Here is a 14,451-nt window from a genome sequence, read left to right on the forward strand (position 1 = left end):
GGAGGACAATCATGAAACCGTTTGCCTATCACCAGCCGGACCGGATTCCCGACGCTGCCAAACTGCTGACCTCGATCGAGGACAGCAAGCTCGTCGCCGGCGGCATGACGCTGATCCCGACGCTGAAGCAGCGGCTGGCCAGCCCGCCTGCCTTGATCGACCTGTCGAAGCTCGGGAATCTGAAGGGCATCGCCGACGGCGGCGCCACCATCACCATCGGTGCGATGACGCCACACGCGGTGGTGGCCGCCTCGAAGCTGGTGCAGGGAAAGATTCCCGGTCTCGCCGCGCTGGCGTCGATGATCGGCGATCCCGCCGTGCGCATCCGCGGCACGATCGGCGGTTCGGTCGCGAACAACGATCCGGCGGCCGATTATCCGGCAGGTGTGCTGGGCCTTGGCGCGACCGTCGTCACCAGCACGCGCGAGATCGCGGCCGACGGGTTCTTCCGCGGCCTGTTCGAGACCGCGCTCGAACCTGGCGAGATCATCACCGCGATCCGCTTTCCCGTACCGCTCAAGGCGGGCTACGCCAAGTTCAAGGCGCCGGCGTCGCGCTATGCGCTGGTCGGCGTGTTCGTGGCGAAATTCGCCGATGGCGTTCGCGTGGCCGTGACCGGAGCGGGCTCCGGCGTATTCCGCGTTCCCCCGATGGAAGATGCGCTGTCTCGAAGTTTCGATCCGTCCGCGATCGCGGCGATCAAGATCGACACCGAGGGTCTCACCTCCGACATCCATGCCGAAGCCGACTACCGTGCGCATCTCGTCACGGTCATGGCCAAGCGCGCCGTCGACGCGGCGCTCAGCTAGCACTTTAGGGTTGATGATGACTGATGGTTTTGGCCGAGCGGCCTTCCCGCCGGCGCCGACTGGCCTTGGCTCGCTTTCCGCAATCGAGATCCTGGCCGGCTACCGGCGCAAGGCGTTCACTCCGCGCGATGTCGTCGACGACACCATTGCCGCCCTGGAGGTGACGAATGGGGCCTGCAACGCGGTGGTGACGCCGATGTACGAGCAGGCGAGGGCGGAGGCCGATCGTCTCACCAGGGAGATGCGCGCCGGCGAGGCCAAGGGGCCGCTCGCCGGTATACCTGTGACGATCAAGGACCTGGTCTTTGTCGCAGGCGTGCCGGCCTATGGCGGCTCGCCGATGAACAAGGCATTCGTGCCCGATGTCGACGCGGCCGTTGTCTTGGCGCTGAAGGAGGCGGGTGCAATCGTCACCTGCAAGACCACGACCTGCGAGTCCGGTTACAAGTTGACGGCGGACAGCCCGGTCACCGGCACCACGCGCAATCCCTGGAACCCCGGTCGCACCAGTGGCGGATCGAGCGGCGGCGCGGCGGCGGGCGTTGCCGCCGGCTGCGGTCCGATCGCGATCGGAACGGACGGCGTGGGCTCGATCCGCGTGCCTTCGTCTTTTTGCGGAGTGTTCGGCCTCAAGCCGACCTTTGGCCTGGTGCCGCGTTCACCCGGCTTCTCGCCACCGTCCTGGGGCTCGCTCGCGCATACCGGGCCGATCACGCGCACGGTCGCGGATGCCGCGCTGACGCTGGAGATCATCGCCGGCTACGATCTGCGCGATCCCGCGAGCCTGCCGGTGGCGGCGCGGCGGTTTGATACGAAGGCGGCGCCGTTGAACGGCATTCGTATCGGCGCCAGCGTCGATCTCGGCTACGCCGCCGTCAGCCCCGATGTGCGCGCGGCGTTCGGCAAGGCGTTGGCCATTCTCGATGCCTGCGGCGCGCAGGTCACCATGGATGGTCCGGGCCTCGATCCCGGCATCCTCGAGCACACGCTGAAGCCGATCGCCTTTACCGAACAGGCGGCGGCTGTCGCGAGCAAGACCACGGCCGATCTCGCCAGCTCCGAAGCAGATTATCTTGACGTCATCAGTGCCGGTCGGCGCTACAGCGGCACGGACTATATCGAAGCGGGGTATCGCCGCGGCCAGGCTCGCAGCGGCTTCCTGAAGCTTTTCGAGCGCGTCGATGCGCTGGTGACGCCGACCGTCGCGGTGACTGCGTTCGAGGCCGGCCGTCTCGGCGTCGAGACGATCGACGGCGGGAAGGTCGATCCGCATCTCGGCTGGTCGCCCTTCACCTGGCCGATCAATCTCGCCGGCCTACCGGCCGCGACGCTGCCCTGCGGCTTCGATCGCGAGGGAATGCCGATCGGCTTGCAGATCGTCGCTGCCTGGCTCGACGAGCCCACGATCTTCCGCATCGCCGCTGCGTTCGAAGCGGCGCAGCCCTGGGCAGCGTTCTGGCCGTCACTGGCGCTCCGCGAAAAGCCGGCGCGCGCGAAGGCATGAAGCTCAGGACAGCTCGATCGGATCGCCGCGGCCGCTGAGCTCCTCGTCGAGGCGCAGATAGTGCGCGAGATAATCGTGCAAGGCGGTTGCCGCCTTCGAGGTCGCGCCGCTCGACTTGTAGAGCAGCAGCTCGATCTTCGGCAGCGGCGGCAGGCCCTCGTTCGGGCCGATCTCGCGCATTGCCGGCACCAGGGCGCTGCGGCCGAGTACGGTCACGGCCATGCCGGCGAAGGCCGCCGCCTGGAGGCCGCCGACGCTTTCGCTGACGCAAGCGATGCGCCAGCGCAAATTCGCGCGCTCCAGCGTCTCGATCGCGTAGTCGCGATAGATGTTGCCGGGCGGCAGCAACGCCAGCGGAATGGGCCGCTCCTGGTGCGCGGCGGACTGCTCGCCGGTCATCCAGACCAGTTGCTCGCGCCGTACCACCTGGCCGCCCGTAAAATCATTCATGCGGGTGACGAGCGCGATGTCGACATCGCCGCGCTTGACGAGGCCCACCAGCGGCGTCGAGAGCGCGCAATTGAGCTCGACCTGGACGCGCGGGAAGGATTTTCGGAACACGCTGAGGATCTGCGGCAGCATGAAGGCCGCATAGAGGTCGGGCGTGCCGAGCACGACCTGACCCTCGATCTCCTGCGACGCCAGTTGCGAAATCAATTCGTCATGCAACCGCAGGATGGATTTGGCGTAGGTGAGAACCGTGGTGCCGTCCTCGCTCAGCGTCAGCCGGCGGCCGGCATGCTCGAACAATTGTTTCCCGGTGAGCTCCTCCAGCCGCTGCAATTGCAGGGTGATCGCCGGCTGGGTGCGGCCCAGCCGCCGCGCGGTCTCGGTAATGCTGCCGGTCTCGACCACGGAGATCAGCGACCGGAGCATGCGGATATCGAGGCTGATGAGGTTCATGCGGCATCCATGTCGCCCAGAATTTATGCAAGTTCCATGCTAGTGGCGAAAGGGAGCCGGTTTGGAAGGCGCGGCTGCAGGTGGCCTGTTCTCGTCGATCAGAGGACGTGCCGGTGCAGCATTGGTGGCATACTGAATATTGATTATCAGGCGGGTCGGCGCGCATGATGCGCCCAACGAACATAAAAAGGGAGCACAAAACATGAAAGAGATCTCACCAACGCGACGAGAGCTGCTCGCAATTGCCGCGGCCGCAGGTGCTGTCTCGATCGCGGAAGTTGCGCCGGCTGCGGCGCAGACCGGGCCGAAGCCGATCTTTCCAGTGCCGATGGTCACCATCCCGATCGTCGGCGAAACCCAGGTGTTCCAGGTCCGACGCATCTACTGCATCGGGCGCAACTACGCGGCGCATGCGATCGAGCGCGGCTCGGACCCGAACCGCGAGCCGCCGTTCTTCTTCCAGAAGCCGACCGACGCGATCCAGAACGTCGCTGTGGGCGAGGTCGCCGATCATCCCTATCCGTCGCTGACCAAGAACTATCACCACGAGGTCGAGCTGGTCGCCGCGTTGAAATCCGGCGGCAGCAACATCCCGGCCGAGAAGGCGCTCGACCATGTCTATGGTTATGCGCTCGGCCTCGACATGACCCGGCGCGATCTCCAGAACGGCATGGCCGCGGAGAAGAAGCCGTGGGAGATCGGCAAGAGCTTTGACCACGCCGCGGTGATCGGTCCGATCCACCCGGCCAGCAAGACCGGCCATTTCGACAAGGGTGCCATCTCGCTCGCGATCAACGGCACAGTGAAGCAGAGCTCGGATCTCAGCAAGATGATCTGGAGTGTGGCCGAGCAGATCGCAAAGCTGTCGGAAGCGTTCGAGCTCAAGGCCGGCGACATCATCTATTCCGGCACGCCCGAGAATGTCGGTCCGGTCGTGAAGGGCGACGTGCTGTTGTGCAAGCTCGACGGCTTGCCGGACATGTCGATCAAGATCGTCTGATCTTGGCCTCTCCCCGCGTGCGGGGAGAGGCCGGAATTTGCGCGAGCAAATTCCGGGTGAGGGGACTCTCCGCGAGTTCAGTTTATTCCGTTCCTGATCTAGCTCTGGCCGAGAATCTTCATCGCAGCACGAAGATGCGGCTTGTCGATCATCTGGCCGTCAAGGCGCAGCGTGCCGGAGTTCGGATTGCTCGCGAATGCTGCGATCACCTTCTCGGCCCAATTGCGCTCGGCCTCGGTCGGCTCGAACGCCGCGTTGACCACGTCGACGTGCTTGGGATGGATCAGCGCTTTCGCCGAAAAACCGTCACGCCGCGCCGCGCGCGTTTCCTGTTCGAGCCCGATGAGATTGTCGATCTCGGTATAGACGGTGTCGATTGGCGCGACTTCGGCCGCGGCGGCCGCCATCAGGCAGAGATCGCGCGCCAGGCGATAAGGGCTGTGGAACACGCCGCCTGCACCGAGCGAGGCCGAGAGATCCTCCGCGCCCCACATCAGGCCCGCGAGGCGAGGAGAGCAGCCCTTGTAGCTGCCGAGCCCGAAGATCGATCCTGCGGTTTCGGTCGCGACGCAGACGATGCGCGTTGCGCCGATGGCGATGCCAGCCGCAGCCTCCAAAGCTTCCAGCCAGGTCGCGACCTGCCGCACGTCGTCGCCGCCCTGCGATTTCGGCAGCACGATGCCGTCGGGCTTGCCCGGCATCACCGCCGCGAGATCGGCGAGCGTCATGCCGGTGTCGAGCGCGTTGACCCGGACATAGAGCTGATGGGGCTTGTTGCGGCCGTTGAGCATCGCCAGCGTCAATCCGCGCGCCTCCGGCTTCTTGTCGGTGACGACGGAATCCTCGAGATCGATGATCAGCGCGTCGGCGTTGCCTTCGCTGGCCTTCTCGAATTTGCGCGGGGAGTCGCCCGGCACGAACAGCATCGAACGCATCAGACCGGCCTCTTGTGCATCATCGCCATGCGGCGGCATTTTCCGACGATCTCGTCGTTCTGGTTGAGAGCGTGGTGCTCGAACTCGACGATGCCCGCCTTGGGGCGCGATTTGGATTCCCGCAACGAAAGCACCTTGGTCGTCGCCCGCAAAGTGTCGCCATGGAAGACCGGTTTCGGAAAAGTGACGTCGGTCATGCCGAGATTGGCGACGGTGGTGCCCATGGTCGTATCATAGACCGTCATGCCGATCATGATGCCGAGGGTGTAAAGGCTGTTGAAAATGCGCTGGCCGAACTCGGTCTGGGCCGAAAAATGTGCGTCGATGTGCAGCGGCTGCGGGTTGAGCGTCAGCAGACTGAACATGGTGTTATCCATCTCCGTGACGGTCCGCGTCAGGGGATGCCTGAACTCCTGGCCCACCGAAAACTCCTCGAAATAAAGTCCGGCCATCGCGGTCTTCCTCCCTGCGAAATAACGGCGCGTTCACACCGTGGCGCCGCATGATCCCATGCATGGTACACACAGTTGGCAGGCAAATTCACGTATCTGTACCCGGTTTTTCAAGCTAAAGAACGCAAGCGAGGGAACGTCCGGGTACAGTCATCGGCCACGGCCTTCGCATGGGAAACGCGAAGAGGCGGGAGATTGCGCGGGCGCGGCTCCCAGCAAGGAGACCATCATGGATTTCGCGCTCACCGCTCAGCAGGAAGCCATTCGCGACGCCGTCGCAAAGGTTTGCGAAGACTTTCCCGATGCTTATTGGTTGAAGAAGGACCATGACGGCGGCTTCCCGCACGACTTCCACAAGGCGCTCGCCGACGCCGGCTGGCTCGGCATCTGCGTGCCGGAGGCCTACGGCGGTTCCGGGCTCGGCATCACCGAAGCCGCGATCATGATGCGCGCCATCGCGGAATCCGGCGCCGGCATGTCCGGCGCATCCGCGGTGCACATCAACGTGTTCGGCCTCAATCCCGTGGTCGTGTTCGGCACCGAAGAGCAGCGCAAGCGCATGCTGCCGCCAATGGTCGAGGGCCGCGAGAAGGCGTGCTTTGCCGTGACCGAGCCCAACACCGGCCTCAACACCACCCAGCTCAAGACCCGCGCGGTGGCCAAGAACGACCGCTACATCGTCAACGGCCAGAAGGTGTGGATCTCGACCGCGCAGGTCGCGCACAAGATCCTGCTGCTGGCGCGCACCACGCCGTTGGAGGAGGTGCGCTCGCCGACGCATGGGTTGAGCCTGTTCTATACGGACTTCGATCGCAACAGGATCAAGGTCCACGAGATCGAGAAGATGGGCCGCAAGGTCGTCGATTCCAACGAGCTGTTCTTCGAGGATTTCGAGATCCCCATGGAAGACCGCATCGGCGAAGAAGGCAAAGGCTTCCAGTATATCCTCGAGGGCATGAACCCGGAGCGCATTCTGATCGCAGCGGAAGCCGTCGGTCTCGGCAAGCTCGCACTGTCGCGCGCGACCGAATACGCCAAGACCCGCGTGGTGTTCAACCGGCCCATCGGCAAGAACCAGGGCATTCAGCATCCGCTGGCCGTCAACTGGGTGGAGCTCGAGGCGGCCTGGCTGATGGTGATGTCGGCCGCCTGGCAATACGACAAGGGCATGCCTTGCGGTGGCGCCGCCAATGCCGCGAAATACATTGCGGGTGAGGCCGGATATCATGCCTGCGAGCAGGCGGTGATGACCCATGGCGGCTTCGGCTATGCCAAGGAGTTCCACGTCGAGCGCTATTTGCGCGAGGTGCTGATCCCGCGCATCGCGCCGGTCAGTCCGCAGCTTGCGCTCAGCTTCATTGCGGAAAAGGTGCTGGGGCTGGCCAAGTCATACTAGGCTTGAGCGCGCACCATTGTGGGGCGCTGCGATGGTCGCCTCCAAGCGAAGCCCATAGACGTTATTCGGCAGCGATCCGCTCCATCGCCACGGCTCGAAGCCGGGCGCGCTGGATCTTGACGCCGTTGGCGCTGTCGGTGACGGGGAAAGCTTCTACGACATAGATCCGCGCCGGGACCTTGTAGCCGGCCAGCCGCTCGCGCAGACGCGCGATCAACGCGTCCTGCTGCGGCGGCTCGTGGTGGGGTTCCCGGGCGGGGATCACGAAGGCAACGCAGCGGGCGTTTCCCTTCAGATCGACCGCGACGACCTGGGCGTCGGCCACACCAGCGCACGATTTGAGTTCGTCTTCGATCTCGCCGGGCGCGACCAGGAAGCCGCCGAGCCGCATGGCGTCGCCCGCGCGGGTTTCGTACACGAAGGAGCCGTCGCCGCGCAGCCGGCCGATATCGCCGGTGCGGAAGAAGCCATCCGCGGTGATGGCGTCGCGCGTCGCGTCGGGATTGTTGTAGTAGCCCAGGAAGCGCGACGGCGCGTTGATCTCGATCTCGCCTGAGACACCTGAAGCCGCGAGCTCGCCGGTCTCGGTGTCGCGCACACGGACCTTGGCCTCCGGCGACATCGGCCAGCCGCCGCCCTCGATGCGATCTGTGAAGGCGTCACTCGAGCGTGCGATCGAGAACAGCGCCTGCACCTCGCTCGAACCGTAGAGGCCGTGCAACGGCATGCCGCGCGCCTCGGCCTCGGCAGCGAGCTCGCGCCAGCCGGGCTGGAACGCGGCAAAGCCGCAGAGTTCGAGATGCGGAAACGGATGCGGCGCCTCGGTGAGGGCGAGGATGCGGCGGAACATCTCGTCCGAGCCAAAGGCATGCGTGATCCCGCACTCGCGGAGAAGCCTCAGCGCCGGCGCGGCCTCGAAGGCGTCGAGCGCATGGACGGTCGCGCCCGCTGCGACGAAGCCGAGCAGGCTCGTCATGCCAAAAGTGCCGCAGAACGGCAGCATGGCCAGCAGCGCATGGCGCTGTGGCGAGAGTTTGAGCGCCTTGGCAACGGAGGCGGCGTGCGTGGCCAACGTTCGCTGCGAATGCGCGACAAGCTTCGGTCCCTTGGTGGTGCCCGATGTCGTGTAGAGCAGAACCGGCAGATCGAAATCATCCTGAGCAGGCGGGGCAGGCGGATAGCGCTTCTCGAAGGCATCGAGGCGCACGCAGGGCCATTGGGCGGGAATCTCATCCGCGCCGACCACCGCGATCTCTCGCAGCGCAGGCACCTCGTCCTTCGCAATGTCGGCGAGAATAGCGACAAAGTCGATCGAGCGGAACGCGGCTTCGATCACCATCAGACGGGCGCCGGACAGCTTCAGGAGATGCGCGACCTCCGCGCTGCGGTAGCGCGTATTGACGGCGGCGACGATTGCCCCAAGCCGGGCGGCCGCGAACAGCAGCGGGATCCATTCGATCCGGTTGACCAGCCAGACCGCGACGACATCGCCCTTGCCGATACCGCGCGCGGCAAGCCAGGCGGCGGTCTGCTCGATCTTTTCCGAGAATTCCGCGCGCGAGACCGGCGTGCCGTCGAACACGAAGGCCGGGTCGGCGGCGGCTTCGGTCCGGATCAGCGATTGCAGCGAAAATTCGTTAGCGCTCATGGCAACCGGACTAACCCGATCGCGCGAACCTGTCTACTTGGTGCCGAACATCCGGTCGCCGGCGTCGCCCAGCCCCGGCACGATGTAGCCGTGGTCGTTGAGCCGCTCGTCGATCGCGGCGGTCCAGACCGGCACGTCGGGATGCTCGCTCTGGAACTGCGCGATGCCTTCAGGCGCGGCCAGAAGGCAGACGAAGCGGATGTCGCGGGCGCCGCGCGCCTTCAGCAGCGAGGCGCCGGCGCAGGCCGAGTTACCGGTCGCCAGCATGGGATCCATCAGGATCACGGTGCGGTCCGACAGGTCCTGCGGCGCCTTGAAGTAATATTCCACGGCCTGCAACGTCTCGGGATCGCGGTAGAGCCCGATATGGGCGATGCGCGCCGAGGGCATCAACGCCAGCATGCCGTCGAGGAAGCCGACGCCGGCGCGCAGGATCGGCGCCAGCGTGAGCTTCTTGCCGGCGATCTTGGGCGCCCGCATTGGCGAAATCGGCGTCTCGATATCGACCAGCTCCAGCGGCAGGTCGCGCGTCACCTCGTAGCCGAGCAGCATCCCGATCTCGTTCAGGATCTCGCGAAAGCTCTTGGTCGAGCGGTCCTTCTCCCGCATCAGGGAGAGCTTGTGCTGGACCAGGGGATGGGCGACCACGTTGACGTTGCTGATGCTCATGAAACCGATCTACACGGTTCCGTGAAACTGCGCCAGATCGGCCGAGTGTTTTTGGCCACGCCTTTTAGCCGTGCCTCTTGGCCACGGAGCCGGTTGCTCGCCCCGTAGGCAGCCATGGTCAATTCGCGGTCGATGCGCCTGAGGGCTTATGCTCCGAGGCTGCGCGCCACGACTGTGATGACAAGCGGCGGACTAGCCGAAATTTTCGCAGCCGACCGGCTCATAGAGCGGGTCAGACGCGGGACGAACAGTGGGAACGCTCGGACGCGAAACTTCCAGGGCCAATGCCTCGACCTCGATGAAAGCCGACAGCAGCGCCAGCGAAAGATCGACGTGGCTGGCCTCGACCGCGGCGTCGAGCCAGTCCGGCAACTCGCGTTCGCGCGAGAGCGCACAGTGCCATTCGCCCTCGTCATAGGCGATGCGGCGGACCTGCCATAGCGGCAGCTCCAGCTCTACCAGCGCCAGCGTGGCATCGGCCCAGGCCTCGACATCGATCAGGCGCATGATGCGTGCGGTGCGTTCGCTTGGTCCAAGCGAAGGGAAGCGGCGGCAGACGTGCGCGATGATGTCGAGCATCAACGGCCGCGTCATCACCTGCGTGTTGCGCAAGCGGTCGCTGAGTGACGGCGGTTCGTGGTGTCGGCGTGCGGCGGTCATGTCAGGCCTCCTGGAATTGGCGTCGGTCAGTCGGCCGGCCTCTCCAAGATGGCGAAAATGGCATTTGAAAACGATATGGGGGCGGGGCGGGAGATATAGGGATTTCATAAGCGTGGGATGGGGCGGTGGCGCGCCATTCTTCGCCGGGACAACGATGTGATGTGCCTCGCGAGCGTTGTCCGACCAGGCTGTCAGCCCCGCCCCTTTATGAGATTCCTATAACTTCGCCACGGCCTTCGTCTCGAAAACCTATGCCCGCGATGGCACTTCAGCCCGGTCAAAAGTCCCGATAGGCGCCGTGGAAATGCACCGGCATTTCCTTTCACGCGCCGACCGGGTCTCCCGAGAAACGGTTGCACCGAAATCAAGGGCGCAACGAGGAGTATCTCCATGATGGACATTCTGATGCTGGCGCTGGGCTTCGGCTTCTTCGCCGTTGCGATCGGCTACACCTACGCCTGCGAACGGCTTTGAGGGAGCGGGACCATGATCTTCGATTATTCGCTCGCCGGTGCCGTTTCGCTCGGCCTCCTGTTCTACCTCACTTACGCGCTGCTGCGGCCCGAGCGATTCTGACCGTGCTCACGAAGCCTGAAGGGTTGATTTCATGACTATGATCGGTTGGCTCCAGATCATTCTCCTTTGCGTCATTATCGTCGCGCTCGTAAAGCCGCTCGGCTGGTACATGACGAGCGTGTTCAACGGCGAGCGGACCTTCCTGTCGCCGGTGCTGCGTCCGATCGAGGCCGGCATCTACTGGTTCTCCGGCGTCGACGAGAAGCGCGAGCAGCATTGGCTGACCTATACGGTCGCCATGCTGCTGTTCCATGTCGGTGGCTTCCTCATCATCTACGGCGTGATGCGTTTGCAGGCGATCCTGCCCTTCAATCCAGCAGGCCAGGCCGCGGTCGCCGAGGATCTCTCCTTCAACACCGCGATCTCCTTTATCACCAACACCAACTGGCAGAACTACGGCGGCGAGAGCACGCTGTCCTATCTCGTGCAGATGCTCGGCCTGACGCACCAGAATTTCTTGTCGGCGGCGACCGGCATCGCGCTGGCGGTGGCGCTGATCCGTGGCTTCTCGCGTGCGTCGGCACGCACCGTCGGGAATTTCTGGGTCGATGTCACCCGCTGCACATTGTACGTCCTGCTGCCGATCTGCATCGTCTACACGCTGTTTCTGGTTTGGCAGGGCATACCGCAGACGCTTGGCGATTATGTCGATGCGACAACGCTCGAAGGCGCCAAGCAGACCATTGCGGTCGGCCCGGTCGCCTCGCAGGTCGCGATCAAGATGCTCGGCACCAATGGCGGCGGCTTCTTCAATGCCAACGCCGCGCACCCCTTCGAGAACCCGACCGCGCTGTCGAACTTCGTGCAAATGCTGTCGATCTTCGCGCTCGGCGCGGCGCTGACCAACGTGTTCGGCCGCATGGTCGGCAACCAGCGCCAGGGCTGGGCAATCCTGTCCGTGATGGGCGTGCTGTTCGTCGCTGGGGTCGCCGTCACCTATTGGGCGGAAGCCAGCGGCACTTCGACCATGCACGTGCTCGGGCTGACCGGCGGCAATATGGAGGGCAAGGAGGTCCGCTTCGGCATCGTCGCGTCCTCGCTGTTCGCCGTGATCACGACGGCCGCCTCCTGCGGCGCGGTCAACGCCATGCATGACAGCTTCACCGCACTCGGCGGCATGATTCCGCTGATCAACATCGAGCTCGGCGAAGTCATTGTCGGCGGCGTCGGCGCCGGCATGTACGGCATGCTGCTGTTCGTCATCCTCGCGATCTTCGTGGCGGGCCTGATGGTCGGCCGCACGCCGGAATATGTCGGCAAGAAGATCGAGGCGCGCGAGGTCAAGATGGCGATGCTCGCGATCCTGGTGCTGCCGCTGATGATCCTCGGCTGGACCGCGGTCGGCGTGGTCTATCCGGCGGCGGTCGCCTCAATGGCGAATGCCGGGCCGCACGGCTTCACCGAGGTGCTCTACGCCTTCACCTCGGCGACCGGCAACAACGGCTCGGCCTTCGCAGGCCTCACCGGCAACACTTTCTTCTACAACCTCACGCTGGCAAGCGCGATGTTCGTCGGCCGCTTCTTCATGATCATCCCGGCGATGGCGATTGCGGGTTCGCTGGCCGCCAAGAAATCGATCCCGCCGTCCGCGGGCACCCTCCCGACCACGGGCGGGCTGTTCGTCGGCCTCGTTGTCGGCGTGATTCTGATCATCGGCGGCCTGACCTTCTTCCCGGCCCTCGCTCTCGGTCCCATCGTCGAGCATCTCGCGATGAACGCCGGCCAAGTGTTCTGACCAGCGAGTGTTCTGATCGACCGCCTTCTGACTGTTCGGAGTGACCTCCATGGATACCATGAAACTGCAAAAACGCGCGTCCGTCTCGGCGATGCTCGATCCCAAGATCGTCGTGCCTGCGATCCGCGCGTCCTTCACCAAGCTCGATCCGCGCTTGATGATCAAGAATCCCGTGATGTTCGTGGTCGAGATCGTGGCCGCGCTCACCACTGTGATCTTCCTGCGCGACCTCGTCACAGGTGGCGGGAATCTCGGCTTTACCTTCCAGATCATCATCTGGCTCTGGTTCACGGTGCTGTTTGCCAATCTTGCCGAAGCCGTGGCCGAAGGCCGCGGCAAGGCGCAGGCGGAATCGCTGCGCAAGACCCGCACCGAGAGCCAGGCCAAGCTGCTGACCGGCGCCGGCCGGGCCTTCAATCTCGTGCCGGGGACCAGCCTCAAGGTTGGTGATATCGTGCTGGTCGAGGCCGGCGATACCATTCCCTCCGATGGCGAGGTGATCGAGGGCGTCGCGTCCGTCAACGAAGCCGCCATCACCGGCGAGTCCGCACCCGTGATCCGCGAATCCGGCGGCGACCGTTCGGCGGTGACCGGCGGCACCCAGGTGCTGTCCGACTGGATCCGCGTGCGGATCACGGCAGCTCAAGGCTCGACATTCATCGACCGCATGATCAAACTGGTCGAGGGCGCCGAACGAGCAAAGACCCCGAACGAGATCGCGCTCAACATCCTGCTCGCGGGCCTCACCATCATCTTCGTGTTCGCCACCGTCACCATCCCGAGCTACGCGGCCTATGCCGGCGGCGCGATCTCGGTGGTCGTGCTGGTCGCGCTGTTCGTGACGCTGATCCCGACCACGATCGGCGCGCTGCTGTCGGCGATCGGCATCGCCGGCATGGACCGCCTGGTCCGCTTCAACGTGCTGGCGATGTCCGGCCGTGCCGTCGAGGCCGCCGGAGACGTCGACACGCTGCTGCTCGACAAGACCGGAACGATTACACTCGGCAACCGCCAGGCGACCTCCTTCCGCCCGGTGCGCGGTGTCACCGAGCAGGAGCTCGCGGACGCGGCCCAACTCGCCTCACTCGCCGACGAGACCCCTGAGGGCCGTTCGATCGTGGTGCTGGCCAAGGACAAATATGGCATCCGCGGCCGCGACATGGCCGAGCTGGGAGCGACCTTCATTCCGTTCACGGCGCAGACCCGCATGAGCGGCGTCGATGCCGGCGGCTCGTCGGTGCGCAAGGGCGCGGTCGATGCGATCCTCAATTATGTCGGTGGCGGTGCACCGCTGGTGGTCGCCTCAGGCAACACGGCTCGTTCCCTACAGCCCGCCGCGCTCTCGGACATCGGCCGCGAGATCCAGAGCATTGCCGACGACATATCGAAGGCCGGCGGCACGCCGCTGGCGGTCGCCAGGGACGGTAGGCTGCTCGGCGTCATCCAGCTCAAGGACATCGTCAAGGGCGGCATCCGCGAGCGCTTTGCCGAGCTGCGGCGCATGGGCATCCGCACCGTCATGATTACCGGCGACAATCCCATGACGGCCGCCGCGATTGCAGCGGAAGCCGGCGTCGACGACTTCCTGGCGCAGGCAACCCCGGAGGACAAGCTCAAGCTGATCCGGGACGAGCAGGCCAAGGGCAAGCTGGTGGCGATGTGCGGCGACGGCACCAACGACGCGCCGGCGCTCGCTCAGGCCGACGTCGGTGTCGCCATGAACACCGGCACGCAGGCAGCCCGCGAGGCCGGCAACATGGTCGACCTCGACTCCAACCCGACCAAGCTGATCGAGGTGGTCGAGATCGGCAAGCAGCTGTTGATGACGCGCGGCGCGCTGACCACGTTCTCGATCGCCAACGACGTCGCGAAGTATTTCGCGATCATCCCGGCGATGTTCCTGGCGTTCTACCCCCAGCTCAACGTGCTCAATGTCATGAACCTGTCGAGCCCGCAGAGCGCTATCCTGTCGGCGATCATCTTCAACGCGCTTGTTATCATCGCGCTGATCCCGCTGGCGCTCAAGGGCGTCGCTTATCGCGCGGTCGGGGCCGGCGCATTGCTCCGGCGCAACCTGCTGATCTACGGCCTCGGCGGCATCGTCATTCCCTTCATCGGCATCAAGGCGATCGATCTCGTGGTCGTTGCCTTGCACCTGGCTTAA

13 protein-coding genes are annotated in these 14,451 nt (G+C 64.8%); 7 read left to right on the forward strand and 6 right to left on the reverse strand.

Annotated elements, in window-relative coordinates; all coding sequences use genetic code 11:
- The first annotated feature begins 11 nt into the window (after nt 1–11).
- Both ABIB80_RS09610 and ABIB80_RS09615 read left to right on the forward strand, forming a co-directional pair.
- On the forward strand, nt 12–809 hold the full coding sequence (locus tag ABIB80_RS09610) for an FAD binding domain-containing protein (protein WP_354127259.1): 798 nt from the start codon (nt 12–14) through the stop codon (nt 807–809).
- A gap of 16 nt (nt 810–825) precedes the next feature.
- Nucleotides 826–2,313 (forward strand): amidase, encoded by a 1,488-nt coding sequence (locus ABIB80_RS09615; protein WP_354127260.1) that lies wholly within the window; start codon nt 826–828, stop codon nt 2,311–2,313.
- Nucleotides 2,314–2,316: 3 nt separating this feature from the next.
- Here the strand turns inward: ABIB80_RS09615 and ABIB80_RS09620 are convergent, their stop codons facing one another.
- Nucleotides 2,317–3,216, reverse strand: coding sequence for a LysR substrate-binding domain-containing protein (locus tag ABIB80_RS09620; protein ID WP_354127261.1), 900 nt, complete (start codon nt 3,214–3,216; stop codon nt 2,317–2,319).
- 202 nt (nt 3,217–3,418) lie between these two features.
- Here ABIB80_RS09620 and ABIB80_RS09625 point away from each other — a divergent pair, with 202 nt between their 5' ends.
- The gene (locus ABIB80_RS09625) at nt 3,419–4,216 is read left to right on the forward strand and encodes a fumarylacetoacetate hydrolase family protein (protein WP_007595763.1); all 798 of its coding nucleotides are present in this window, start codon (nt 3,419–3,421) and stop codon (nt 4,214–4,216) included.
- A 98-nt stretch (nt 4,217–4,314) separates the two neighbouring features.
- On the opposite strand, the gene ABIB80_RS09630 is transcribed toward ABIB80_RS09625, so the two are convergent.
- Nucleotides 4,315–5,151: an HpcH/HpaI aldolase/citrate lyase family protein gene (locus tag ABIB80_RS09630; RefSeq protein WP_354127262.1), complete on the reverse strand. Its 837-nt coding sequence runs from the start codon at nt 5,149–5,151 to the stop codon at nt 4,315–4,317.
- Nucleotides 5,151–5,603 carry a MaoC family dehydratase gene (locus tag ABIB80_RS09635; RefSeq protein ID WP_007595761.1) on the reverse strand — a complete coding sequence of 151 codons (453 nt, stop codon included), beginning with the start codon at nt 5,601–5,603 and terminating at the stop codon, nt 5,151–5,153. Before ABIB80_RS09635 ends, ABIB80_RS09630 begins: the two co-directional genes overlap by 1 nt.
- A gap of 229 nt (nt 5,604–5,832) precedes the next feature.
- Here ABIB80_RS09635 and ABIB80_RS09640 point away from each other — a divergent pair, with 229 nt between their 5' ends.
- The gene (locus tag ABIB80_RS09640; protein ID WP_354127263.1) at nt 5,833–6,999 is read left to right on the forward strand and encodes an acyl-CoA dehydrogenase family protein; all 1,167 of its coding nucleotides are present in this window, start codon (nt 5,833–5,835) and stop codon (nt 6,997–6,999) included.
- Between the two features lie 61 nt (nt 7,000–7,060).
- Here ABIB80_RS09640 and ABIB80_RS09645 read toward each other — a convergent pair whose 3' ends face one another.
- From ABIB80_RS09645 to ABIB80_RS09655, 3 genes are all read right to left on the reverse strand, one after another.
- On the reverse strand, nt 7,061–8,647 hold the full coding sequence (locus ABIB80_RS09645; protein WP_354127264.1) for an AMP-binding protein: 1,587 nt from the start codon (nt 8,645–8,647) through the stop codon (nt 7,061–7,063).
- A 33-nt stretch (nt 8,648–8,680) separates the two neighbouring features.
- A complete protein-coding gene (gene upp / locus ABIB80_RS09650) occupies nt 8,681–9,316 on the reverse strand; it encodes a uracil phosphoribosyltransferase (RefSeq protein WP_354127265.1) in 636 nt (211 codons plus the stop codon).
- 192 nt (nt 9,317–9,508) lie between these two features.
- Complete coding sequence (locus ABIB80_RS09655) at nt 9,509–9,976, reverse strand: hypothetical protein (RefSeq protein ID WP_354127266.1); 468 nt, start codon at nt 9,974–9,976, stop codon at nt 9,509–9,511.
- Between the two features lie 486 nt (nt 9,977–10,462).
- Between ABIB80_RS09655 and ABIB80_RS09660 the strand changes: the two genes are divergently transcribed.
- From ABIB80_RS09660 to kdpB, 3 genes are read left to right on the forward strand one after another with little or no spacing between them, the layout of a single operon-like run.
- Nucleotides 10,463–10,552, forward strand: a complete 90-nt coding sequence (locus ABIB80_RS09660; protein ID WP_018454042.1) for a K(+)-transporting ATPase subunit F — start codon at nt 10,463–10,465, stop codon at nt 10,550–10,552.
- A 31-nt stretch (nt 10,553–10,583) separates the two neighbouring features.
- Nucleotides 10,584–12,287 carry a potassium-transporting ATPase subunit KdpA gene (gene kdpA, locus ABIB80_RS09665; RefSeq protein ID WP_354127267.1) on the forward strand — a complete coding sequence of 568 codons (1,704 nt, stop codon included), beginning with the start codon at nt 10,584–10,586 and terminating at the stop codon, nt 12,285–12,287.
- Nucleotides 12,288–12,336: 49 nt separating this feature from the next.
- Nucleotides 12,337–14,451 carry a potassium-transporting ATPase subunit KdpB gene (gene kdpB, locus ABIB80_RS09670; RefSeq protein ID WP_354127268.1) on the forward strand — a complete coding sequence of 705 codons (2,115 nt, stop codon included), beginning with the start codon at nt 12,337–12,339 and terminating at the stop codon, nt 14,449–14,451.

Origin of the sequence: Bradyrhizobium sp. i1.15.2 (genome assembly GCF_040548425.1) — a bacterium.
In the GTDB taxonomy this organism is placed as follows: domain Bacteria; phylum Pseudomonadota; class Alphaproteobacteria; order Rhizobiales; family Xanthobacteraceae; genus Bradyrhizobium; species Bradyrhizobium canariense.